Raw genomic sequence first — 25,557 nt, 5'->3', positions numbered from 1 at the left:
TTAATTCAAGTATTCTTTTATTTCATTAATTAGCACGTCTATCGTTAATGAAGAGCAATTAATTGCATTGTATTCTTCAATCAGCAACAAATCAATACTTTCAATTATGTGCTTTTGGTCGTCTTCGTACCTGCTAACGTTCATCAATTCTTTTCCCAGTAATTCCAGTTTTTTTATAGTCAGCTCTGAAAGTTTATTTACGTCAATTACTTTTACTTCTTTAAATTCGTAAAGCTGTATTTTTCTCAAGCCATTTCCTTGACTTCTTGAATTGCTTAGTGTATTTAATCTCGTAAAAGATGAGTTTAAAATTGCAAAATTAGCTAACTCATTATTCTTGATATTGAGAATATAAAAGTTATCAGAAGACAAAAACTTGTTTGGATTATAAATGAAATCAATATTGTTTCGTAAATAATAGTTGAAAATAAAATTACCTGTTGCTTTCAAATTGATTTTATACCAATCTCTTTTAGTTTCAATATCTCTTTTTACTGCTATAAACTTTTGAGTAGGTGTTTTTAGAATTTCGTTTTTAACTGATTCTAAATACTGTTTAGTTTCATTAGATATTGAGCCATTAACTGCTAGAATGTAAGCATTCTCTTCGTTCACGGTGTAGGTTTTAATCCGTGAAACATCTTTGATAATAGGTTTTAGTTCAGGGAGTTCATTTTTTGAGAAGATAAAATGGCTATTTACTACTGCCGATGTTCCTCTTTGGATTGGTTGTGATACAATTGTTTTAAGCTCTTTAAAGAGGCTGGACTTGTAATTGATTTGACTTTGATTATTGAAGCTATAAGTCAACAACTCTTGTTGTTTTAGTTTTATACAATTTGCATTTAATCCATTGTAAGTTCTTAAATCGTTCAAATCATTCAGAGGAATATATGATATAGATTTCTTATGATTATTATCCTTTACAAATTTTATTACGGTAGCACCTACTTCTACATTATCAAAAGCACTTTTCTTGAAATGATAAATACTTTCTAAACGTCCTAGTTTAAGGAATGATTCTTTTAAAAATTTTCCAAAACTGCTGTAAAGCCAACTGTCATATATCACAGCAACCATTACGCCTCCTTCCTTTAAATGCAAAATGGACTTCAATAAAAAGTAGATATATAAATTTGATTGTGATGGAATTGTTGATAAAAGTGAAGACACATTGTACCTTATACTATCTTTTGAATTTGCACCTTCAATCAATAGTTCTTGTCTTACATAAGGTGGATTTTGGACAATCTGGTCAAACTTTTCAGTAATTGGAAAATCAAAGAAGCTGCCCTTGATTAAAGTTCTATTTGGGCTTTCGTAAAACTTTTTAATTTCTTCAGTGATTAGACTAATATCAATTTCAATTCCTTTCAAATTACAATTTGAAAAGTCCTCATTCATTGCTTTAAAAAATGTGTTTGGTCCAATACACGGATCAAGTATAGAGGAGTAAGGTTTTAGGCTTTCTTTCAATAAACCAATCATAAACTTTGCAAGAATTGCAGATGTAAAAACTTGCCCTAAATTTTCATCTTGTTTAGGCTTGTTGGTTTTAGTCTCAAAGTCCTTTGAAAAGAACAATTCTAATTGTTCCTCAAAAGTTTGAACGACCTCTTCTAATTCTTTGTATGGTTCACAAACGTAATTAAGCATTTTTTAGACTTTTATATTTTACTTGTTCTTCAGCTACTTTTAAAGCTGTCAAGGCTGATTCCTCATCTCTTACAATTGAGTAAAGCTTGTTAGCAAGCCACAATGATTCAAGTTCTTCAATCGGTATTTTAAAGAGTTCATTCAACTTAGTTAAATCCTCTCTCTTTAAGGGTTTTTGGTCATTTTCAACTTTGCTTAGAAAACCTTCTCCAATTCCAAGCTGATATGCAAGCTCTCTTTGTTTAAGGCCAGCCTGTTCCCTTAATTCTCTTATTTTTTGTCCAAGTGTCATTGTCTTATTTTGTACTTGTCTAAATTTGGTCAAATATAATAATTTATTTTCAATTGGTTGTCGAGCGTTGGAAAAAAATGGCTCTTTTGGTTTTTGAGCGTTGGCTTGTGTGTCGGAAAAACCAAATGTGCCATTTGTGCGGTTGGCTTTTTACACTGAGCGATAACGTTTTGCAGCTACCCGAAGGTGGCGATTTCGAAGCACTTCACTGTCAACCAAGTACAAACTTTGATAGAAGTACAAAGCTTGATTTAACCACTGAACCGCCACTTTTGGGTAGGTGCTGTTATGTGTGGGTTTTTATTCTTCTGTCATTTTAGCTTTGTCTTCAAGCGTACTTTTATCTGTTTCTTTTACTGGGTCTAACCATTCTCTGTCAGGTTTTGCTAAAAGTCTTGCATTACTATACGCCCATTCCAATTTTAAAACTGTTCGACTAATATATCTTTTCCCTTCTTTTTCAACTGCTAATGCTAAGTCTGCCTTGTCTTGTGAAAGAAGGCTTAATGGTAACAAGAGTTGAATTTTACCATTATAATAATGTGGAACAGCTGCTTTATAATTTCGTCTAACTCTTTTTCTTGCCTTGTCTAATCCTTGGTCGAGCAGGTCTTTCAGAACGCTGTCAGGTAAAGATTTTAGTTCTGGAGGGAAACGTTCTTGTCTGTCACGTAAAATATGGTCATATTTCAATTCGTGGTGTAAAGTTGTATCATAAAGAATTTCCGAATGGTCTTCCATTTCTTTGAAATAATTTGCCCATTCTGGTTTCTCAGAAAAAGCACTCATTTCTGGGTCACTTGATTTGCAAAATTTATTTAAAACCCAATCAGGGTCAATTTTCGTTCTTTTGTTACTATTCTTTGTTAAATATGCAAATATTTCTTCTTGGTGTTTAGTAGCTAAACCAGTATTAAAACAAGCACATTCAATTTCCTTTTTGATTGACTTTTTAGTTACCTTGTCTCTGTAAGAAAACTCTGTCTTTGCAATTGCTATTCTTTTTTCGTTGTACAAATGTTCTTCTTTTCGTAACCTTGAAAAAGTGTAGTAAAGATAATTAGACAAGACAGGTAAAAATCTGTTCTCAGGGTCTGAATTCAAGTAGTCCCACGGTTCGGGTGAAGTGGTAGCTAATAGGGCAATTTTACTCTCCCAATTTGGTAAAACGGCAAATCTATCAAGTGGTTTTCGTCCATCATAAAATATCCTAACCGCCTTTTTCCCATATCTATCATCTTCTTCTGCATCAAATTCAAGTTCGTCACCACTTTCTATTTTTATTCGTGTCCGTTCAAAAGCTGGTTCTAAAGAAGTGGTAACAAAATCTCTATAATAAAGAGAATACTCTTCATTATTCTGAAAACATTTTATTGTTCCTTTTCCTTCGTCAAAATCTAATACTATCCCAGTATGTCTTTTCTTTATTCTCGTTAGGTTCTTAGCAGCAAAACTATCTTCTAATTTTCCGGGAATTAGTTCAAATTGTACTTCTTCATCCTTCAAAAGATAAGTGGCATCTTCTTGTATGTCTTGAGTATTTACATATACGTCTTTGTCAAGTCCTTCAACTGAAATCATTCCGTGAAATGCAGTCGGGTTGAAGTATTTTACTTTTCCTACCTTGATTGTCATTATATTATTGTTTAAGTTGTTGTTGTCGTTTCTTTTAAAATCACACATAACGTCCGATGGCTTTGCTGTCGGGCGGGATTTTTGAAAACGAATTTATCAACTTAACACAAAATTTTATATGGAAACGAAAATATCATTAAAACACAAAACCCCGCCTGCGGCAAAACCATTGTTAGGCGATGTTTCTTCTTGTAAGCACTTGTATAGTTATTACTGGAAGCGTGGAAAATGCAAAGGCTCAAAATGTAGCTTGTGCGGTAATTTAGATAGAACTTTAAAACCAAACGTTAGGTGAAATATCGCCTAACGTTTGGCTAGTTTAATTTGTGCCCGTTTTATAGCACTACTTTCTGTCCAAGTACAAACATAATTAATTTGCAGTAAAGGAAGTAAAAGCACTTCGCCCGGGCATAGATTAAACTTGCGGTTATAAGTAGTTGCAATAGCCGATATGATTATTTAGGGATATAATATTTTACAAGAAAAAACAACATTAGAAACCTCTTTACCATTATTTTCATTCATCAATTTTGGATATAACCGCCACTTTCTATTTAGATAATTTAAATAAGTATTTTCATTTTTTTCTTGGTCAGTTAACAAAAAGAAAGGCTCAATTGGCTGTCCTTTATATTTAATGTAATCTCCATCGGAAAAATTCTTTAACCCTAAATGAGTTACTACGATATAAAAATAACCTTTCTCTAAAATAATGTTATTATCTAAAAATTCAATTTCGGTAAATCGCTTTCCCTTCTTTGTTGAAACTAAAGTGTCAGTTAATAAAGAATTATTAGAAGGAAATCCATTTTCATCAGATTTTATTTCAATTTTGATATCTGAAATATATTGTGTTTTCAAGTGATTTAATTTTATTGATTTTAGAAGTCCTATTTTAGAATTGTAAATTTTGATAGCAATTTGATTTCCATATCCAGGCTTAAAAAAATTATTTGTGGATTCATCCAGTCCCAAAAGAACTTCATTTTTAAAAGCGGAATTTGAAAATACATTAACGGTTTGCAATTGTTGAATTTGATTTTGAAGTACAATTAATTTTTCATTTTCTTTTGAAATATTTAGCATAAATATTGTGTCCCTAAACCCAATACAACTTACTTTTAATGAATCGTTAATTAAAGGCAAAATAGCTTCTCCATTTGAATTAGTATAATTTCCTAAATTATGTTTTAAATATACAATTGACACAGATTCGATTGATTTGCCATTTGTGTCTTTAACTTTAATTTTAAAGGTATTATTTTTCTTACTAGAGGGAACAGGCAATTTGTTTTCTTCTTGAGAAAAACATGAGCTTGAAAACATTAAAAAGAATAATAAATAGTAGGTTACAATTTCATTTTTTTTCATTTTTTTTGAATTTAATACAAAACGAACACATAAACTTAAATTTATGTGTTCGTTTTTAATCAATTAATCGACACATGCAACTGTTTCGTCATAATAGCCTCCATCCCCTACATCAAATCCGAAAAAACGATTTGTGTAATAATGCCTAATATAAGCACAATTACCATCAGACCAAGCGCCTTCATGATATTCATGCTTCCCAAATAACCAGCCTGCTTTTGCTTGGCTTACCGATGTTGACATTATTAAGAATGTCAAGATTGAAAAAATTGTTGTTTTTTTCATTTCAAAATTAATTTATGCCTCATCCATTTTAAAACTCAGGCTCTCAGAGGGCTTGTTACTCCTGTTTTGCTTTATACATAATTTATGTAGTTAAAAACTGACATTTACTCAGTTTCCCTTTATTCGGTACAGAACTAAATAAGTTTGGTACATAGTTTTCGATTTATAATTCCCTTCTATCTTTCTTTCGTTGACAGATGTATTTCGTTCGGAGGCAATTACTTATAACGGTTTGCCGCTTTGCGAAGGCGGGGATTTTTAGCACAAAAGTTCATTAGATGCACGAAGCTTGAATTTAGCACTTCACTGTCATAGAAGCACAAAACCCCCGCTTTTGCAAAACGGCTGTTAGCGGCTGGCATTCTTCTTTTTGAGGAATTTCTCTGTCACAATTCTGATACCTGCCGTGCCCCAAAATGGCATTATTATATCTCCTGCTATTCCATTACCAACTGTCATATCAATTTGTACAAGGTCGCTGAAAAAGTAACGATAACCTGCTTGCCAAGAAGTTCCTGTTCCTGGAATGTATGGGTCGCCTGAAAATATTTCACCCACCAAGTGCAGTCCTTTGTAGGTTTTTATTTGCGTCCCAAGGCCCCACGTTGGAATAAGATTGTTTGTGCCGTCAATGTGTATATAGTTTCCACCAAGATTTCCGTGAAATAAAAATTTGTCACCTTCGCCAAAACATTGCGAAACTGTCAGATAGCCAAAAGTTCCGTAACCTGCTGGTTTAAATGAGCCTTGTCCAACTGGTAAAAATGTCCCCATTACCATTCCAAAACCGGGTGCTTTGTTTGGTTTGTATTCTTTAAACAAAATTTTTGCTTGTAGCAATGGTAAAGCATATGAAAAAGTCTTTTTGCTGTCGTGGTCAACTTGATAGCCATAAACGCCTCCTACTGTCAGTTCAAGTTTTTTGTTCGGTCCGTATGCTCCTAATATCCAATGTTGTCCTGCTTCTTTGTCAAACCGTACCCAAGTTTCAAGTTGGGCAAGTCGTTCTCCAACTACTCTTGCATCGTCTGTAATGAATGGTCTAACAAGAACTTCTTTTGTTGAAGTTATGTCGTCAAGTGATTTGGTTGTTAAACTTGAAAATTGTCCACTTGGTTTTTTGGTAAAATTAAAGGCAAGGTCTGTTTGTCCTGAAACCTGTCCTGTTGCAAGAATTAAAACTGCTGATAATATCGTGAATTTCATTTGTCAAAAGTATGATGTTTATATTGTTTCTGTGTCTGTTTGGTGTAGGTCTATGCTTGCCGCTAACGGTTTGCCGCTTTGCGAAGGCGGGGATTTTTAGCACAAAAGTTCATTAGATGCACGAAGCTTGAATTTAGCACTTCACTGTCATAGAAGCACAAAACCCCCGCTTTTGCAAAACGGCTGTTAGCGGCTGGCATTCTTCTTTTTGAGGAATTTCTCTGTCACAATTCTGATACCTGCCGTGCCCCAAAATGGCATTATTATATCTCCTGCTATTCCATTACCAACTGTCATATCAATTTGTACAAGGTCGCTGAAAAAGTAACGATAACCTGCTTGCCAAGAAGTTCCTGTTCCTGGAATGTATGGGTCGCCTGAAAATATTTCACCCACCAAGTGCAGTCCTTTGTAGGTTTTTATTTGCGTCCCAAGGCCCCACGTTGGAATAAGATTGTTTGTGCCGTCAATGTGTATATAGTTTCCACCAAGATTTCCGTGAAATAAAAATTTGTCACCTTCGCCAAAACATTGCGAAACTGTCAGATAGCCAAAAGTTCCGTAACCTGCTGGTTTAAATGAGCCTTGTCCAACTGGTAAAAATGTCCCCATTACCATTCCAAAACCGGGTGCTTTGTTTGGTTTGTATTCTTTAAACAAAATTTTTGCTTGTAGCAATGGTAAAGCATATGAAAAAGTCTTTTTGCTGTCGTGGTCAACTTGATAGCCATAAACGCCTCCTACTGTCAGTTCAAGTTTTTTGTTCGGTCCGTATGCTCCTAATATCCAATGTTGTCCTGCTTCTTTGTCAAACCGTACCCAAGTTTCAAGTTGGGCAAGTCGTTCTCCAACTACTCTTGCATCGTCTGTAATGAATGGTCTAACAAGAACTTCTTTTGTTGAAGTTATGTCGTCAAGTGATTTGGTTGTTAAACTTGAAAATTGTCCACTTGGTTTTTTGGTAAAATTAAAGGCAAGGTCTGTTTGTCCTGAAACCTGTCCTGTTGCAAGAATTAAAACTGCTGATAATATCGTGAATTTCATTTGTCAAAAGTATGATGTTTATATTGTTTCTGTGTCTGTTTGGTGTAGGTCTATGCTTGCCGCTAACGGTGTAGGTATTAGCGATGTGGCGGATTTTACGCACCAAAGCCGATACGAAGCACCACAGTTGATTAAAGTAAAAATGTTTAACCGAAGTACGTCTGCCGCCATATTGCTAATACCATGTTAGCGGCTGCCCTTCTTCACAAATCGTAATAAAATGACAGAAGAACAAATTAAAGAGCTTGGTTGGAAACTCGTTAAACAATACAACCACAACCAATATCATACTAACCGATACAAGCTCGGATGTATGGAAATTGAATTTACCTATGAGGGTAAAGAGTTGCTTACTCACGATGTAACAATTTCAGAATTGAATTGTATGCCAATTTCATTTAACCAAGCAAAAATGTTAACGGAACTTCTCGGACACTGGTCTGAATAGGGTTGCCGCTAACGGCAGTCCGTCTAAAAACCTAAAATAGGTTAAAGTCGAGCTTATCAGGAGTTAAATATAAGCGATTATAGCGCATTAAAAAATCTGTAGTTTTCACTTTTGCTTTCATGCTATAAGAAATAATTGTTGCTGATAAGTGCTTAAAATAAGCCTTCTGTAGCAGCAAAATCAAGGCAAGTACTTTGAGGTACTCTTTCAGTAGGTTTTTATCAATAATATTGAATATCCTTCGCAGGTTAAAGGCGGTAAAGATAAGCCCTACATCAGCTGATGCGTGGTTAATGGTTTTCTTTGTCATGATATAATAGAAATCCCACTGCCTTTTGATGATCCCGAAGGGATGCTCTACTATTGCCTGCCGCTTCCGGTAAATTTCTTTGTTAAGCTCGATTCGTTGTTTATTGGCTTCAATGACCTCTGCATGTTCAGTTCGCTCTATCAATCTGCCTGCTTTGTTCTTGGTGCAGCTCTCAAACATTGCACATGCTTTACAGGAAGCAGTTTTATAATGCTTCATCCTGTTGGTGGTTTTTCCATGCTTCTTTAAGTACCATCGGCCATTACTGATTAAGGTCGCTCCTGCTGGACACGTATATACATCCTGCCCTTTATCATAAGTAAAGTTGGCAACATCAAATGCTATATCCGGAGCATGCGAGGCTACCTCTGGTATAGCTACCATAACTTCAATCCCTTGTTTATCGGCATAAGCAAACTCTGTTCCTGTATGGTAGCCTTTATCGTAAAGTATGGTAAAATCTCGCTTTCCCAATATGGCTTTTGCTCTGCGTACCATATTTCCCATGGCTTTACTATCATTCTGATTGGTTACTTTAAAATCTATCGCTAGATTATATTTGCTATCAACTGTTGCCTGTACATTATAAGCAACCTCTGTAATATTGTTTCGGGTAATCAACTGCCGACTGTCTGGGTCTGAGGTTGAAATCTGTACTTCTCCGCTTTCTTCAAGCGCTTTTTTAAAGCCCAAGTATTTATTCCTTTGCTTATCGTGTTTTGCTATTTTATAGGTCAGTTCTTTTTATCTGTACTCATACTATCTCCATCTTCTTGAGCTAGCAATGTGTGATACTGCTCTAGCTTATCATCAATGTAAGCGATATGCCTTTCTATTTTTGAAGGATTGAAATTGTTCTTCTTAGAGTTTTGTGCTCGCAGTTTAGTGCTGTCGCCTGCCAACAACTTTCCTCCTATCAGTTCAAAGTTTTTTGCTAATGCTACCGTTGCCGAAAACACTTTGCGAATGGCTTTAGGATTGTCCTTCCTGAAATTAGAAATCGTATTATGGTCTGGTACCAAACCTTTCATCAACCACATCACCTCTATATTACGGCGACATTCTTTTTCCAATTGCCTAGAAGAGCGAGTTCTATTAAGATAACCATAAATAAAAAGCTTTAGTAAATCTGCCGGATCGTACGCAGGACGACCGTTATCTGTAAAATCCATAGCAAATCCATAATCAGACATCTTTATCGTGTTTACAAACAAGTCTATCAAACGAACTTCATGATCCCTTGAGATGGCTTGCTCTAAGCAAAAAAACTCGGTTTGGTTTCTATCTATTCCTGTGATGAATTTCATATTACAAAATACCAAAATGAAGCATAGGAAAAGTACTTTACTTATTAAGAGCCTGTGGAAAAGTTAGTGAAGGTTTTTAGACAGTTTGACGGTTTGCAGCTTGGCGAAGTGGCGGAAATCGAAGCACAAATGTTCAGTTTTGCACATAAGTTCAATCGAAGAACTGAACTTGAATTTAGCACTAAACCCGCCATTTTGCCAAACTGCTGTTGGCAGCTGGGCTTTTCATTGTCCGTATAATGGTCTAAATTATTAATAGCTATTCTCCAAGCTTAAATAGTTTTTCATAGCAAGCTTACTATTGAATATTTATTAAGAAATGATGAATAGTAATCTCCTTTAAATCTTCTCTTTGGCACAATGAACTGTATCTGTTTAGAATTATTGAACTTGAAACAGTAGTCAAATAATCATCTTTTGTCCAATGAGTAGATTTATTATCGACTTCAATTTTTACCCATTCGTTAATTTTAATGTGCCAATCATTTATAGTCCCGTCTTGAATAAATCCGATTAACGAAGATTCTTCCAAATGCTCTCCGTGTTTTTTATTCTTAAAACGCTCTATTCCTCCTGTATTTTCTACTATTCCTATTACATATTCTTTTTCGCTTCGAGTGCTTGAAACATTGGGAATTGGAAGTCTTTTACACTCGATTTGAAAAAATGATTGCTTTTGAAAATTTTGAAGCTGATTATTCCATATAGTTACTCCAATATCAGGCTTATAGTTCGTTCCTTTATTTTCATCATCTTTTCTGAACAGAAATTTACATTGTAGATATGGGCTAAAATTATGAGAATGTCCATTGAAAAAATCTATCAAATACTGATTTAGCAATTTTTCTACTTCATTTTCTGAATTTATGCCGTTATTTTTCAGAGCATTAGGAAATAATGGTAAATGCGTGTCAATAAAGTTAAGTACACTATCTATCAATGGTTTAATAGGGATTGTTGTGTTTCCTATAGGATTTTCATTACTTCTATTGCAAATCATCTTTCAACCAAATTTAAGTTTATTATATCTGCAATAGTTGTATCAACGTCAAGTAATGCAACAGATTTTAACCAATAACGTAACTGTTTTGGTTTGATAATAAATATTTGATTTTGGCTGTATATCAGTGATATTTTTTTAATGTTTATTGTCTGTTTTTTATCACTTATTAAAGTGGATAAATCGAAGTTGTCGTTTTTAACAATTTCAACTGTAATGTCAGAATTACTATATTCATAGTGCATTATAAAACAGGCAGAAGTGTTGTAAAATGTTTTTAATCTAAACTTCTTGTTGTTTACATCATACACTGAATTTATAGCTTCTAAATAAACATCAGAATAATCAACCAAAGAATTAGGTATCTTGCTACTCGCCTTTACTTGTATTTCTTTATTAGTATCCGCTTTTTCTCCATTTCCAAATTCTGAAATTTTATAATCGGCAATGTCATTTGCCAAAATAACATCTGCTTTGGTTAATGTATTTTCTCCAATTAAAGGTAACTTTAAAAAGTCGGATTTTAATACATCATACGGTCTGTCTATTCCTTGCCTTGTGCTTGTTCCCGCTATATATGCTACAAGGAAGCTGTAATATTTGTCAAAATATTTTTTAAGACTATTTGATTTTACAAATGCAGGAAAAGTTTTTTCTTTCACTATTTTTAATAGCGAATAGTTTGTTATCGGTTGCGTTTCAGCCTTGCTAATGACATTCTCTACTTTTTCATATCCGTTGCCCGATATTATTCTTTCTACAAGATTAAATAATCTATATCCACCAAATAAATTGCTTTTCCAAGCATAATTTGAAGAAGCATTTTCTCTTTTTACACTATGAACATCATAAGTATCTATTTCAAAATAAAGTCTTTCTTTACTCGGATTAGTTCTTCTGATAACAACGTGAGTAATTTCATCGTTTTTCTTCGTTGAATTTTCAATGAATATTGCACAAGTTGGAATAGTTGCAGACGGAAACAAAATTCTTCTATGCGTTGTAAAGTCAATTACTTGAAGAACGTTGTGGTATGAAAACAATTCCTGTCTAAATACTTCATTATCTTTTTTGTGAAGTAAAGGCAAAGCTGGTTGAATTAAACATAATAAACCGCTTTCTTCCTTTAACAATTTTGTAGATAGTTGAAGAAATAATAACGCAACATTACTATCTTTGATAGAGTAAGGTTGTATTTTATGTTTCTCAACAACTTCATTAAAATACTCTGAATTTTTATATTCTGTTCCGTCTTGTTTAGGCGGTGGATTAAAAGGCGGATTACCAATTACTAAATCGAAGTTTTTATCAACTTTCTCATTGGTAATAAAGTCAAAAAAATCACTTTGAACAATGTTTTTCTTCCCTAAATCTTGAAATGTCAATTCTGTCCAAATTTGTTTAGGCGACAACATTTGACACAAAGCTAACTGCAAACTAAATTTTGTTAGTTCAACAGCATTTTTGTTTATATCTACACCAAAAATATTGTCTTTCAACATTTTTTGAAGTGTAGTTATACCCAATTTTTGAGGCAAAGAATTAGTTTTATAATACTCGTTTATTTTATAAATTTCAACAAGGCGTTTAAAACAATTTACCAAGAAAATACCCGAACCACAACTAACGTCAATCGTTTTTCTATTATATGAAACAGAGTTGTTTATTGTTGGAATTGGCAGACATTCATCAATTAGGAAATTAACAAGATAATGAGGCGTATATACAGAACCTTTGTCTTCCGCAGGTAAAAATTCCTCGTAAATATTACTTATAAGCTCAACAGGAATATGCTTAAAAGAATATAAATCCCATAGCACTAATTGACTTTTTCTATCAATTTTTGTGTCAAAGAAAGTAACGATTTGACTTAAATCAGCTCCTTTTAAAGCGGTTTTACCCTCGTCAGATAAGTTGAAAATCCCACCATTAAATTTTGTCGATAATTTTTCTAAAATATCTACTAATTTATTCTGTTCTAAAATTTCAATAAAGGAATTACACTGTACAGACTCTTGAAAAAATTTACTTGCTAAATTCTCTCCGCTGGAATCAACACCATTTTCCTCTAAAAATTTTATAAGAGTAGTAATGATAATAACATAATCAAATAATTGAGTCGAAATTTTACTACTTTTCTTATACTCTTTGCGAAGTGCTTTTAATTTGTCTATTAAATTATTGTAGGCAGTTTTGCCATATAAATAATTTTGGTGTGCTTCTTCACTTTCCCAAAAGCTACCGTTTTTAAATTTTTCAGCATTATACTTTTCTAATACGTTTGCGTATTGAGCAATGTCATCTAAATCAATTAATGCAATTTCTTTTGTATAAACACTTCCATCAGAAAGAATCGAAACAGGTTTTCTACTGTCAAAGAATTTGATTTTAGTGTTTTCAATTACGATAAACGTAGGAATATGACAACTACTCCATAATTCTTTATGAATTTGTGTGTAGTCGTTATTTAATCTATTGCTTGAATTATCATAGATATATACTTGTGGCAGTGGTGGACGATTATCTTCAAAATACCTGAAAAATACAGCATCAGCTTTAAACAAAATAGCCTTTTCTAATTCAAGAATTTGAAAAGGTGTAAGATTTTTGTTTGAATTTCGAAGTTCAGAAGTAAATACAATAGAATCTTCTTTGGTTTCATTTATTTGAAAACCAATCGCTTGAAGTCCTTTTTGTAAATTTCCTGTAGCTATCACAAATCAATTAATATAGCGACAAATTTACATAAAAATACTTCCCAAAGAAAGATATTGATTGGTTTCTTTGAAAAAGAAACATTAGCAATTTGCCCGAAATAATTTGATTACTTCCCCGATTTTCTGCGATTATCTTCCTTACACAGCATTTGACAGTTTTCAGCCGAAGTTTTTCCGCCTAAATGCCAAGGTGTAATGTGGTCGCCTTCCATTCCGCCAATTTCGTAATGTTCGGTGCAAACTGGACAAATTCCTTTTTGTCGTTCGTAGGCTTCACGTTTTTGATTGTCTGTAAATGCACGAATATTTAAGTATCGTTCTTTGCCTGTCAAAACGTATTCGTAAATGCCTTTTTTGTTGGTTACGTCTTCGTCTTGCATTAAGTCCGAAACTTGTTTTTCTAACTTTTTGGAGTCAAAACTCTGTTTGTGAAATTCATTGTACAAAAAGCCCCACGAAATACCTTTCATTTCTTTTCGGTACTTTGGGAAAACAACTTTTACCCAATTTATGACATTTTGAAAATACAGCCAAAGTTCGTTTGCATTTGGCTCGTGTTGTTGCTTTGCCATATAATTTTTTATGCCGTCATTACTGGCATCGCCACAAATCCAACCTATTGTAGTTTCTAAATAGTCTTGACGAATTGCTGAACCATTTAAATAATCGCCACCTAAACCATAAGCAACACAATTGTTTTTGCTGAAATATCTTTTGGCATCAGAAACCCAAGAACCTGAATATACAGCGTTTCTTAATTCTTGAGCAGTTAATTTTTCTCCTGCAATATTTATCGTTTCAAACCAATCTAATTTTTCGCTATCTGTTCCGCTACACAAATAAACCATCAATTTGTAATTCAAAATTTGCTCTTGTTCGTCTTTTTGCAAATTGTGAAAAAACCTGTTTTTGTATGCAAAATCGCCCTCAACGAATTGGCTGATTGAGATTGTTCTTTGTTGTCCGTCTATAACTTCAAAATTTCCATCTTCACGAACAGCCCAATACATTACATTTAATGGAAAATTTTTTGTTGCCGTGTCAATAACAGCTTCACGCTGTTTGTCCTTGTAAATAAATTCACGTTGATAGGGAGGACGGATGTCAAGTTTTCCACCAAAACCAACCACGCCATTTTCATTGTTGTCCTCGTATCCGTTCGTTAATTCACGTATCGTAATTTCTTTCAGTTCTATGTTCATTATTATTTTCTTTTGATTAGAAATCGGGTATAAAGTACTTTCAAATATCCGTCAGCATTATCCGCTGTATAGTAAACTCCTTCGGGTTTGGTTTTGTAAAGAATAGTTGAACTGGTATTTGCTTTACTTCCATTTGTTATTGTTCCGTTTTCGTTATGCTGTTTTGGATTGATATATTTTTTCGTTGGTGTCGCTTCAAATTCATCTCTGCCCGAAGTCATACCAACAATGTCGAATTGGTCGGGATTGTATTTGTCTAAAAAAGTAATTGGAACTCCCATAACTCCATCGTAGTCGATTGGAATTTCGTTTGTTTTACTTACTTCGATTGCATCGTAATTATCGTATTTGGGATATTCTTCCTCGTTGTAAGTTTTGTAAAGGATTAAATCTTCGTGTCGTTTATTTAGGTCAAGATTTGTAAACCAATGAACACCCGAAACTCTAATCATCCCTTCTTTACGGTCGGTTGCAGTTGCATAATCTTCATAATGTTCATTGATAAAATGACCAGCTCCACCTTTAAATCCGTTTCCTAACCAAATTTTATTATCCTTTATAAGTCTAAAAATTTCCTTGTATTTGGTGGCGTTTTGATGTCCGATTACTACAAATTTTTTGTCGTACTCAATAAGTTGAGCAATGTATTCACGAAACAATGAAAAAGGCGGATTTGTAACGACAATATCGGCTTGCGTTAGCAAGCTGATACTTTCGCTACTGCGAAAATCGCCATCGCCTTTTAGTGGTTTTATACCAATTTCGTTAATGTCGGGAACGAAATTTCCATTTTTATCTCCGTTGTATTCGAGATAAATTGCATTTTCAGAATTATGTTGGCTGAATAAATCACGTTCTTGATTTTTATAACAAGTCGTGATAAGTTTTTTCAATCCGAGTTTCTCGAAATTATGTGAAAAATAATGGAAGAAATTACTAACTCTCGGGTCGTTGTATATTCCGATGAAAATGACCATGTAATTCCGTGGCAAACTGACCAGTGATTAAGCTGGCGAAGAGGGTTGAAAGATGCCTTATGATCTTCGATAAAAGTAATAATTATTTTAAAGATTTATGAGTGATTTTTTAGTGGTTCCTGATTTCTTTTTTTTCTCATCGATTCCCCCTGTAGCTCCATTCTATGCGCATCATGTACGATACGATCCAGGATTGCATCGGCAATGGTTTTCTCACCGATAAGTTCATGCCATTTGCCGACAGGAAGCTGGGAAGTGATGATCATAGAGGATTTCCCATGCCTGTCCTCAATGATTTCCATCAGTGCTGCCCGGTTTTGGGCATCAAAGGGCTGGATACCAAAGTCATCGAGTATCAGTAACTGTTGCCTTTCTATTTTAAGGATTTCCTTACTATAGGATCCATCAGCCTTGGCCATCTTCAATTTAGCGAATAATTTAGGAGTGCTTGCATAAAGTACTCTATAGCCTGAAAAGCAGGCCTGGTGTCCAATGGCTGAGGCCACATAGCTCTTTCCGATACCGGTGCTTCCGGTAATCAGCAGGTTTTCATTGCGGTCGATAAAGCTACATTCGGCAAGGCGCATCAGCTGGTTCCTGTCGATATTTCGCTCTATATAGTGCTTTATCTCCTCTATGGTTGCTTTATAGCGGAAGCGGGCATACAATAACTGTCGTTCTATACGTCTGTTCTGCCGGTAATCCCATTCGGCTTCCAATAGGTGGGCCAATAACTCATCGCCAGTATAACCATCAGTCTGCCCGCTCTCCAGGCTGCTTTTGAAAGCGTGGAACATGCCGAAGAATTTCATCGACCTCATTTTTTCTAAAGTGTTGGTGTTCATATATTATTTGTTTATTGATAATAATCTTCTCCCCTAATATTTTCATGGCTGGGCATGGGCAGTTCATCCGCAAAAAGATTATCCTGATAGCTGTCCATCTTGTTTTCTAGTATAGATTGTATGGTCTTATAGTTGTATATTCCATAGCCCAACGCCCTTCTGCAGGCCATCTGAAGCCGCTCGTTCCCTACTTTTCTGGAAAAGCTGAGTATTCCTACACAGGATTTATAAGCTTGTTCGGGATGTTGTTTACGTTCCAGTATTTTTAGGATATATAGCCTTACATCCTCATGGATGGAGGAGGCCCAGCCCAGAAACTTCTCCGGTGTCCATTCTGCCACAAACCTGTGCGAGGTGGCCATGTGGTCCTTGTCGGTGCTATAATTGTACGGGCTTTTGATACGTTTATGTATCGCTATACGCTCGTAATGGAAGAAAGCCTCTACTGTGGATCTGGAATATAACAGCTTTATCTTCTTCCCGATAAAGCGGTATGGCACACTATAATAATGTTTGTCTATGCCTAGGCAGACGTGGCCGTTCTTCATTACCGTAGCGTAACATTGTTTTTTGAGTTCGTAGGGAATCAGAGGGAGGGTAGAAAGGGCTCCCCGTTCTATCTCTTCAAACTGTAGGCGCCGGCTGTAGTTACGACCTTTCAATAATTGGTTGTTATGTTCTTCCAGGCTTATCTTTATTGCGGCATTCAAGGATTCGATGGAGTGGAAAACCATCTTCCTCAAAGGAGCATAGACACGGGAATAGATGATCTTGACGGCTCCTTCTACCAAAGCCTTATCGCGGGGTTTATAGGCTCTGGCAGGCAATATTGTGGTGCCATAATGGTCGGCAAAATCTGAAAAGGCCTCGTTCAGCAGAGGTTCATAACGGCTGCTCTTGGTCACTGCCGCTTTCAGGTTGTCCGGCACAATAGCTCCCGGCACCCCTCCGATATAATGGAAGGCATGGTCACAGGCCATGATGAAGTCCTCTTTCTGCTGGGTTGCTACCGCCTCTACATAAGTGAGCTGGCTGGCGCCAAGGATAGCGACGAATACCTCTACTAGGATCACTTCGCCGGTTTCCTCATTTACATAACTCAGCTTCTGGCCGGCAAAATCAACATACAGCATATCGCCTGCCTTATGGTCCATATGCATTACCGGGTTCACACGAGACTTCCATTGCTTATAATAGAGACAGAACTGGCTGTAACGGTAGCCTTGGGGGAATTCTTTCAGGTAAGCCTCCCATAACATTTGCCGGTTTACCCCTGTACGCTTGAGTTCTTTGTCCATAGCAGGGAAACATCGTTGAAGGGCTTGCATACGAGAACTAGGGGGCTGCTCCCTGCTCTTTCCAAAAAGGTCTTCCAGTTCTTTGTCATTAAGGGCGTTTACCTCATCAAAGCTAAAGCCTCCCTGATTGAAGGCAGAAATGTATTTCCTTACCGTATTACGGGAACAACCGCTCTGTACCGTAATGGACATGATGCTGCGCCCCTGATGGGACATCCTGAGGATTTGTCTTATCTTATTCATGCTGATTGTCGTATTTGCCATTTCTGAGATGTTAATCCCCCAAAAATAGGCTTGATCTTACAGCATCTTTCAACGTCCTTACCTGGTCAGTTTCCAGCGGAATACACTGGTCAGTTTCTAACGGAATGACTGGTCAAGTTAAATCGGAATAGGGTGGTCAACTTCATCGGAATCTCCACCTAATATCCAATGTTGTCCTGCTTCTTTGTCAAACCGTACCCAAGTTTCAAGTTGGGCAAGTCGTTCTCCAACTACTCTTGCATCGTCTGTAATGAATGGTCTAACAAGAACTTCTTTTGTTGAAGTTATGTCGTCAAGTGATTTGGTTGTTAAACTTGAAAATTGTCCACTTGGTTTTTTGGTAAAATTAAAGGCAAGGTCTGTTTGTCCTGAAACCTGTCCTGTTGCAAGAATTAAAACTGCTGATAATATCGTGAATTTCATTTGTCAAAAGTATGATGTTTATATTGTTTCTGTGTCTGTTTGGTGTAGGTCTATGCTTGCCGCTAACGTTTTGGGGCTTTGCGAAGAAGCGGAATTAGAAGCTCAAATGTTCAGTTTAGCACAAAAGTTCATTAGAATTCCAAATGTTCAATTTAGCACTGAACCCGCTTTTTTGCAAAACCCCTGTTACAGGCTGGCTTTTTATTTCGTCTTGTAGTTTTCCATTAAATTGATTAAACATTCTTTCATTTGTTTGTGAAATGTCGTTGCTTTTTCAGTGTCCATTAAATTTGGGTGTGCCGATTGATTTCGATAGTCCCTGATTATTGTTTTTATTTCATCAAGATATTCAATATTTAATAATTCCTTTTCAAAACGGTCTAAAACAAACTCTTTTAAATCTTGCAATAGTGGGCTTTTTTCAATTGTCCTACCTGTTAAATATCTAAGATTTACTTCCATTGAGCCTAATTCAAAAAACCATTCTTCATTATTTTTAGTAAGGCACTTTTGAATATGTTTCGATAACCTAAAAGTATTTTCATCATTTGGTTTGCCTGAATCTTTTTTCCCTAAATCCCAAGCAAATTGTTTTTCAAAATCAATATTTCTATTAATCAACGATTGAACATACGCTCTAAATATTTTACTTAATAATTCGTTTTCCAATGCTCTACAATATTGAAGAATGAAAGGTGAGTAGTCTGGATTGTCAAGTTTTGAAATTTGGTCGAAGATATATTCAGCCTCAGGTAAATATTTTTGACTTTTTGATTCTAACAAGTCATAATAGTCAAACCAATTTTTAATTTCTTTGATATAGGAGTCAATTTGTTTTTGTTCAAAATGTAGATTGGAAATTTGTTCTTCCAATTTTTGGTTTAATCGTGAAATTTTATCCTCAATTTCACGTGGTAAATTTTGTATTTCTTTAAAATCAACTGACAAATTGAGAATTACAGTTTTAATATCATCAATTTTACTTTCAATAATAGTAAGCTTGCGAGTGTGTTCTTGTTGATTTGATAAAACTTGCTGTAAAGTATTTTGCAAACTTTGTAATTGTTCCTCGTGTGGACTAACTGTTTTTTCATTTTTAAGATTAGAATACTTGGTTTTTAATAGATCGTATTTCTCTTTTATATCAAGAAGTTGTTGATACGATAATTTTTCAAGTTTGCTTTTTGAAGCATATTCTAAATCTGCTATTGGAAGAATAGGTATTTGAATATTTGTTAGGTCTTGTATTGATATTGTTGGAAGTGCTCCACCTCTTGCGTGTCTTTTAATTTGTTGATTAAACAAACTTAAACCGCTATCTGTGTTAAGGTAAGTTGCAACATATTCAGCATTTTTACCACGAAGTATAACAATATGTTGATTGGCAATAAATTTATTATCATCTAAATTGTGAACATATATCGTAACTTTTTCTCTGTTGAATCGAGGAAAAAGTATATCTCCTTTTCGTAGTATAGCTTTTTGTTCCCTTGTATTGAAATTATCTTTTTCGATAAAATTATCACTTGTTGTTTCTTCAAGAAAACCGTTCAAAATATTTCTTGGAGAAAGAATTTTATAGGTTCCTTTTGGTTTCCTTTCTTCTTGGTTAAAAGGGATTCCAAGGCAAATTTCAACTAAATCTCCAATTTTTTGGGTTTCGTTTTCGTTTAATTGTTCTTGGTACTTTTGATTTTGGGGATTATGAAAATTCAAATCCCATCTTTCGATTAATTCTTCTTTGGAAACCGAAAAAGTTGGTTTTGCCTTTTTCAAATTAAACCCTTGATTGACAGCATAATAATCTGTTTTTAAAACATTGGCTTTGCTTACTACTAAAATAGAAAGTTCAATTCCGGTGTTTCTAATTGTTCCTTGTGGCAATGATATGATTTTGCTTAATCCAAAATTATTTAGAATTAAATTTCTTTGTTCAGCGTAAACTGGTGCTGTCAAGAAATTGCTTGATAAAATGAAAATGGCTTCGCCATTTTCATTTAGCATATCAAGTGCTTTTTCAATATATAATATTTCGCTTGAAGTTCGTCTCCCGTTAAATTCAAGTCTTTGTCCAAGTGGTGGAAAAGTAACAACAAAATCAAACTTGTCAGATAGAGAATAACTTAAAGGGTCTGAATTTATAAATGTTAGTTTTGGGTTCAGATATTTAGAAAGTTCAATGTTGTTTTCATTTATGTCAATACTTACAAGACTTTCAATTTCAGAAAGTTTTGAGGAAATTTCGCCATAGTTTGAATTAAGTACAATAGCATTCTTTGGATTTGAAATATTTGCTAAGTCCGCAACTATATTTGATATAGTGTCAGGCACAAAGAATAAACCCTCTTGTCTACCACGATTTGATAATAATTCAAAGTCGGCTAAGGTTTTTATATTTTTTGAAGTCAATTCGTCTATTGTCATTTTTTGCGTCTGTTTTTTTTAAGCTTGCCTGTAACGGTTGCGAATTTGGGTTGTAATGGCTTTATAGCAATAGCTTTTCAACCCGCAAAAAAGTAAATTAATTAGATAACAGGAAGTAAAAGCACTTCGGCCGTTATAACACAAATTTGTTGTTACCGCCAGTTGTTTTTCTTTCATTAAATTAAATATAATGAAAAATATAGAAAAAGAATTGTACGCCATGAAACTTGATAAAATGGTTGATGACTTAAATTTAGAATTACAAACATCGTCGGTTTATGATATTATTTATAAGCTTAAAATAACTGATAAAAAAACTATTGAATTAAAGACTAAAAATGTTTTTAATCCAAATTTGTCTTTTCGTGAACTTTTTCGTGGCAAGCTCTACAGTATGATATTAATTCGTCTAAAGACTCGTTTCCTAAATTTTTATAGGTCAAATGGTGAACCTCTGTGGCTTGTTCCAGTTTACAGGATTGGCAAATTTTGTTATCTCTTTCTAATGCCTTTAGCCTTATCGTTTTCCAGTATTCTGATTGTAGATGAGTTCTATAAAAATAGTCGTTGGTCTTAAGATAATTCAAATGCTTTTCAATTTCATAAATTTCTTGAGATTCATCTTGTTTGGCTTTAATCCAATTTTTGAATTCGGTCTCACGAAAGATGCTTTCTTTTCTTACTTTATCAGAATAGGTTTTTGGAGAAAGTCCTTTTGTTCGATTCTTACAACCAAAACAATTCAAGCATTGTACGTAAACAGTAAATACAACTCCGTTTTGAAGTCCAAAAACATATTGTTCATCAGGACTTCTACAACAATCGTCAATCATTTGCCTTGTCCATCTTTGGCAATCATGGCATTCAAAAATGTCGTAGAATTTATAAGTAGAATTAATTTTTCCGTTCCTGCTGTCGCAATGCTTACATTTCATAGTAGTGTCGGTCGTTTTACAATTGGCGGTAACTTGTATATATGTCTCATAAAGTTGCACAAATACAACATAATACGGTGGTATTTGTGCAACTTGGATTATTACTTATTTTTCTAAAAATACTATAAATCATCAAAAGGGCTTTTAACATTCTGTAAACTTTTAGTACTCACATGGGTATAAATCTCTGTGGTACGACTACTATTGTGACCTAAAATTTCCTGTATGTAGCGTAAATCTGTTCCGCTTTCTAATAAATGAGTAGCATAACTATGTCTTAACCAATGTAAAGTAACTGGTTTATATATTTTTGCTTTTTTTAAAGCAAGTTTCAAAACATTACCTAAGCTTCTTTCATCATAAGGTGTACCCGCGTACTGGCCTTCAAACAACCACTCCTTTGGCGAATAAAGTTTATAATAGTTTCTTAATAAACCAAGTATAGCTTTAGATAAAGGTGCAATTCTATCTTTTTTGCCTTTAGCCTGTCTTATAATAACCAAATTCCTTTTAGAATCTATGTCCTTAGGTTTTAAATTCAAGAGTTCACTCCGTCTAAGACCACAACTATAAATTAAACATAACATTGTCTTATGTTTAATATTGGCGTGAGCATCTAAAATGAGCTTAACTTCTTCCTTACTTAAAACATTAGGTAGTAGCCTCTCTTTTTTTGGTCTGTAAATTTTATCAACAACTATATTGGTATTTTTTAAGGTTTTAAAATATAGCTTAATGGCATTAATGATTTGGTTTTGATAAGAGCTAGATAAATTATTTTTAAGAATATAGTTCTGATGATAGTTAATAACATCTTTATTGTCAATTTCAGCTACCATCTTATCACGATAAAATATTAAAAAAGATTTTAAAGCTTCAGTATATGTTTTAATCGTATTTAAACTATAACGTTTGGTTTTTAAATATTTTCTAAATTCTTCTATCTGAATAATAGCTTCTTCTTTTGGTATAATACTACTGCTATCAGACTCTAAATTAAACCTTATCCTATTTCCTTGTGTGGCTGGTAAATGCCAGGCATTTAAAGTCTTGCTCCATTTTGCATCTTCGAGTTGTTTTAACCTTTCAATTGCTGAAGAGTTATAATCAAAATAAACAACTACTCTTTTTTGCCCTTTATGAGTTTTTATTTCTGCTTTCCAATTCATGAGGTAGAAGGAAAATATTATTTAACTCTAAATAAGTAAATATTCGTTTAAAATCAAAAAAGAAGTATGCTTTAAAAATACTCAGAAAGATTTTCTTATTAAATATAAATTTTGTTTGAAATTTACGCTTCATTGCTTAAGTTTGTTTAACCTCTATTACAACAAACCACATCAATAAGAAAATTCATTAACTTAAGTCCACGTATAGCCCACCTATACTCCACCTTTTATCCACGTTTTCTCCATACTTCCTTCGAGGCTTCTTTTAAGCTTCTCCCAGACACCTTCGGAAAAATGGGGCTATTTCCCGAACAAGTCTCGAACATGGTAGGGAGAAGGTGTAAAGCTGAAGGCCGAAAGCTTTAAATCATCATATGAATATTATAAGTCTCTGCCCAGCTTTGTGTCCTCTGCGAACTTGGTGGTTAAATATAATTCAAAAGGAAAAATTAAAAATTCAAAAATCTAGGAAAGCTTAATCACTCATTCAATCCATCAAAAATCAATCAATAACATTGGAAACAGGAAACTCACAACTGGCAACTGAATGAAAAATTCAAAAGGAAAAATTCAAAATTAAAAAAAAGAAAAGTCACCACCCAGAACTGGAAACAGGAAACTCACAACTGGCTACTGAATGAAAAAGGAAAAATTAAAAATTAAAAAATCTAGGAAAGCTTAATCAATCATTCAATCCATCAAAAATCAATCAATAACATTGGAAACAAGAAACTCACAACTGGCAACTGAATGAAAAATTCAAAAGGAAAAATTAAAAATTAAAAAATCTAGGAAAGCTTAATCAATCATTCAATCCATCAAAAATCAATCAATAACATTGGAAACAAGAAACTCACAACTGGCAACTGAATGAAAAATTCAAAAGGAAAAATTAAAAATTAAAGAAAAGTCACCACCCAGAACTGGAAACTCAAAACTGTCAACAGCCAACTGAATGAAAAATTCAAAAGGAAAAATTCAAAATTAAAAAATCTAGGAAAGCTTAATCAATCATTCAATCCATCAAAAATCAATCAATAATACTCACAACCTGCAACCGATACGCCTCAAATCCCCTTAAAAATAACACAATCCTTAGCCAAAGCACTCAAATCTGGTTCTGCTTTAAAGATACCATACACAGAAGCCCCGCTCCCACTCATCAAAGCAAACAAAGCACCTGCTTCTAGTAAAGCAGCTTTTGCGCCTCTTATAGCAGGATGGGCTTGTAAAATATGCCCTTCAAAATCGTTTTTAACTTTACCCTGCCAAGCTCCAATAGGTAATTGTACAAGGTCTTTTAAAGAAATAGCAGGCGCTTGTGGTTTTACGCCTCGGTAAGCTTCGCCAGTAGAAACATGTACAGGTGGCATCACCAAAACCATATAATAGGCCGATAAATCTAAGGCTATAGGCTCAAAATAATCTCCTTTTCCATGTGCAAAAAGTGGTTTATTTTCTATAAAAAAAGCACAATCTGCACCCAACTTACGGCAGTAGCCTTGCAGCTGCTCTAGGCTTAAGCCTAAGCCAAATTTCTCGTTTATCAATTTCAAGAAAAAAGCGGCATCTGCCGAGCCTCCGCCTAAACCTGCACCTATAGGAATTTGCTTATGTAAATGAATGCTGATATTGGGTAAATCAAAATCTTTCCTTAATAAATCATAAGCTTTTAAACAAAGGTTTTCATTGGCATGTCCCGGAATTTCTATTCCCGATGATTCAAAACTCATGTCGCTAGCTTCCACAACTTCCAAAGCATCCTTAATTTGTACAGGGTAAAAAATAGTTTCTAGGTTATGATAACCGTCATTTCTACGACTGATGATATTTAAACCAATGTTTATTTTAGCATTTGGGAAAGCTATCATGGATATTAACAATTAAGAGTTTTGCACATTAATAGGATAGCAAATATAGATTATTTTAATTTGTAGGTTCAGTATATTCCAAATGAAACAATATTTAGATTTAATGCGCCATGTTTTAGAAAATGGCACACAAAAACATGATAGAACGGGTACCGGCACCATCAGTGTTTTTGGTTATCAAATGCGTTTTAACCTTGAAGAAGGTTTCCCTATGGTAACCACCAAAAAACTGCATCTTAAATCTATCATCCACGAGTTGATTTGGTTTTTAAGTGGCGATACCAATATCAAATACTTAAAAGATAATGGGGTAAGAATTTGGGACGAATGGGCCGATGAAAATGGAAATTTAGGTCCGGTTTACGGTTCGCAATGGCGTTCTTGGCCTACACCAGATGGTAGGCATATCGACCAGATTTCGCAAATCATCAACCAAATTAAAAACAACCCCGATTCTAGAAGAATTATTGTTTCTGCTTGGAATGTTGCCGAAATAGAAAACATGGCCTTGCCACCTTGCCATAGCTTTTTTCAATTTTACGTTGCCGATGGTAAACTAAGCTGCCAACTGTACCAACGTAGTGCCGATATTTTCTTGGGTGTGCCTTTTAATATTGCTTCTTATGCCCTACTTACCATGATGGTGGCACAAGTTTGCGATTTAAAACCTGGCGATTTTGTACATACCCTTGGCGATGCTCACCTATACAATAACCATCTTGAGCAAACCAAATTACAATTGAGTAGAGAGACAAGACCTTTACCCACCATGCAAATTAACCCAGAGGTGAAAGATATTTTTGGTTTTAAATACGATGATTTCACTTTATTAAATTACGACCCGCATCCGCATATTAAAGCAGAAGTAGCCGTATAAA

23 protein-coding genes are annotated in these 25,557 nt (G+C 34.5%); 4 read left to right on the top strand and 19 right to left on the bottom strand.

Annotated features, from left to right (window positions below; translation table 11 throughout):
- The 7 genes from FYC62_RS03205 to FYC62_RS03175 form a co-directional block, all read right to left on the bottom strand.
- A complete protein-coding gene (locus tag FYC62_RS03205; RefSeq protein WP_149073890.1) occupies positions 1–1,656 on the bottom strand; it encodes an Eco57I restriction-modification methylase domain-containing protein in 1,656 nt (551 codons plus the stop codon).
- Positions 1,649–1,981: a helix-turn-helix domain-containing protein gene (locus FYC62_RS03200; RefSeq protein ID WP_205943767.1), complete on the bottom strand. Its 333-nt coding sequence runs from the start codon at positions 1,979–1,981 to the stop codon at positions 1,649–1,651. The genes FYC62_RS03205 and FYC62_RS03200 overlap by 8 nt, the downstream gene beginning before the upstream one ends.
- 267 nt (positions 1,982–2,248) lie before the next feature.
- Complete coding sequence (locus FYC62_RS03195) at positions 2,249–3,583, bottom strand: DUF3825 domain-containing protein (RefSeq protein ID WP_168199367.1); 1,335 nt, start codon at positions 3,581–3,583, stop codon at positions 2,249–2,251.
- A gap of 459 nt (positions 3,584–4,042) precedes the next feature.
- Entirely contained in the window at positions 4,043–4,954 is a 912-nt protein-coding gene (locus FYC62_RS03190; protein ID WP_149073888.1) for a carboxypeptidase-like regulatory domain-containing protein, read from the bottom strand.
- 63 nt (positions 4,955–5,017) lie between these two features.
- Positions 5,018–5,212, bottom strand: coding sequence for a hypothetical protein (locus tag FYC62_RS03185; RefSeq protein ID WP_168199366.1), 195 nt, complete (start codon positions 5,210–5,212; stop codon positions 5,018–5,020).
- 375 nt (positions 5,213–5,587) lie between these two features.
- Positions 5,588–6,445 carry a hypothetical protein gene (locus FYC62_RS03180; RefSeq protein ID WP_149073886.1) on the bottom strand — a complete coding sequence of 286 codons (858 nt, stop codon included), beginning with the start codon at positions 6,443–6,445 and terminating at the stop codon, positions 5,588–5,590.
- A gap of 186 nt (positions 6,446–6,631) precedes the next feature.
- Positions 6,632–7,489, bottom strand: coding sequence for a hypothetical protein (locus FYC62_RS03175; RefSeq protein WP_149073886.1), 858 nt, complete (start codon positions 7,487–7,489; stop codon positions 6,632–6,634).
- Between FYC62_RS03175 and FYC62_RS03170 the strand changes: the two genes are divergently transcribed.
- Both FYC62_RS03170 and FYC62_RS03165 read left to right on the top strand, forming a co-directional pair.
- A complete protein-coding gene (locus tag FYC62_RS03170; RefSeq protein WP_149073885.1) occupies positions 7,479–7,679 on the top strand; it encodes a hypothetical protein in 201 nt (66 codons plus the stop codon). The two genes, FYC62_RS03175 and FYC62_RS03170, sit on opposite strands and share 11 nt — an antisense overlap.
- 30 nt (positions 7,680–7,709) lie before the next feature.
- A complete protein-coding gene (locus FYC62_RS03165) occupies positions 7,710–7,937 on the top strand; it encodes a hypothetical protein (RefSeq protein WP_149073884.1) in 228 nt (75 codons plus the stop codon).
- A 31-nt stretch (positions 7,938–7,968) separates the two neighbouring features.
- Here FYC62_RS03165 and FYC62_RS17215 read toward each other — a convergent pair whose 3' ends face one another.
- The 10 genes from FYC62_RS17215 to FYC62_RS03120 all read right to left on the bottom strand — a co-directional run bounded on the left by FYC62_RS17215 (position 7,969) and on the right by FYC62_RS03120 (position 20,704).
- Entirely contained in the window at positions 7,969–8,940 is a 972-nt protein-coding gene (locus FYC62_RS17215; RefSeq protein WP_205943766.1) for a transposase, read from the bottom strand.
- A gap of 41 nt (positions 8,941–8,981) precedes the next feature.
- Positions 8,982–9,554, bottom strand: coding sequence for a transposase (locus FYC62_RS17210; RefSeq protein WP_205943765.1), 573 nt, complete (start codon positions 9,552–9,554; stop codon positions 8,982–8,984).
- 298 nt (positions 9,555–9,852) lie between these two features.
- Entirely contained in the window at positions 9,853–10,554 is a 702-nt protein-coding gene (locus tag FYC62_RS03155; protein WP_149073883.1) for a hypothetical protein, read from the bottom strand.
- Positions 10,551–13,271 (bottom strand): HsdM family class I SAM-dependent methyltransferase, encoded by a 2,721-nt coding sequence (locus FYC62_RS03150; RefSeq protein WP_149073882.1) that lies wholly within the window; start codon positions 13,269–13,271, stop codon positions 10,551–10,553. The genes FYC62_RS03155 and FYC62_RS03150 overlap by 4 nt, the downstream gene beginning before the upstream one ends.
- Positions 13,272–13,378: 107 nt before the next feature.
- Positions 13,379–14,473 (bottom strand): GmrSD restriction endonuclease domain-containing protein, encoded by a 1,095-nt coding sequence (locus FYC62_RS03145; protein WP_149073881.1) that lies wholly within the window; start codon positions 14,471–14,473, stop codon positions 13,379–13,381.
- Positions 14,474–14,475: 2 nt separating this feature from the next.
- A complete protein-coding gene (locus tag FYC62_RS03140; protein ID WP_149073880.1) occupies positions 14,476–15,450 on the bottom strand; it encodes an adenine-specific methyltransferase EcoRI family protein in 975 nt (324 codons plus the stop codon).
- Positions 15,451–15,545: 95 nt separating this feature from the next.
- The gene (gene istB / locus FYC62_RS03135) at positions 15,546–16,295 is read right to left on the bottom strand and encodes an IS21-like element helper ATPase IstB (RefSeq protein ID WP_039454396.1); all 750 of its coding nucleotides are present in this window, start codon (positions 16,293–16,295) and stop codon (positions 15,546–15,548) included.
- An 11-nt stretch (positions 16,296–16,306) separates the two neighbouring features.
- Entirely contained in the window at positions 16,307–17,857 is a 1,551-nt protein-coding gene (gene istA / locus FYC62_RS03130) for an IS21 family transposase (RefSeq protein ID WP_039454395.1), read from the bottom strand.
- Between the two features lie 117 nt (positions 17,858–17,974).
- Complete coding sequence (locus FYC62_RS03125) at positions 17,975–18,280, bottom strand: hypothetical protein (RefSeq protein ID WP_149073879.1); 306 nt, start codon at positions 18,278–18,280, stop codon at positions 17,975–17,977.
- Positions 18,281–18,481: 201 nt separating this feature from the next.
- A complete protein-coding gene (locus FYC62_RS03120) occupies positions 18,482–20,704 on the bottom strand; it encodes an N-6 DNA methylase (RefSeq protein WP_149073878.1) in 2,223 nt (740 codons plus the stop codon).
- 190 nt (positions 20,705–20,894) lie between these two features.
- Between FYC62_RS03120 and FYC62_RS17205 the strand changes: the two genes are divergently transcribed.
- Complete coding sequence (locus FYC62_RS17205; RefSeq protein WP_149073877.1) at positions 20,895–21,281, top strand: hypothetical protein; 387 nt, start codon at positions 20,895–20,897, stop codon at positions 21,279–21,281.
- 480 nt (positions 21,282–21,761) lie between these two features.
- On the opposite strand, the gene FYC62_RS03110 is transcribed toward FYC62_RS17205, so the two are convergent.
- Positions 21,762–22,808 (bottom strand): tyrosine-type recombinase/integrase, encoded by a 1,047-nt coding sequence (locus tag FYC62_RS03110; RefSeq protein ID WP_039451679.1) that lies wholly within the window; start codon positions 22,806–22,808, stop codon positions 21,762–21,764.
- A gap of 1,067 nt (positions 22,809–23,875) precedes the next feature.
- Positions 23,876–24,679, bottom strand: a complete 804-nt coding sequence (gene ispE, locus FYC62_RS03105) for a 4-(cytidine 5'-diphospho)-2-C-methyl-D-erythritol kinase (protein ID WP_149073876.1) — start codon at positions 24,677–24,679, stop codon at positions 23,876–23,878.
- 82 nt (positions 24,680–24,761) lie between these two features.
- Here ispE and FYC62_RS03100 point away from each other — a divergent pair, with 82 nt between their 5' ends.
- Positions 24,762–25,556, top strand: a complete 795-nt coding sequence (locus tag FYC62_RS03100) for a thymidylate synthase (RefSeq protein ID WP_149073875.1) — start codon at positions 24,762–24,764, stop codon at positions 25,554–25,556.
- Position 25,557 lies beyond the last annotated feature (1 nt).

This window comes from Pedobacter aquae (assembly GCF_008195825.1).
GTDB classification, from domain to species: domain Bacteria; phylum Bacteroidota; class Bacteroidia; order Sphingobacteriales; family Sphingobacteriaceae; genus Pseudopedobacter; species Pseudopedobacter aquae.
The sequence above is the reverse complement of the archived record's forward strand: the minus strand, read 5'-3'. Positions and strand labels throughout refer to the sequence as shown.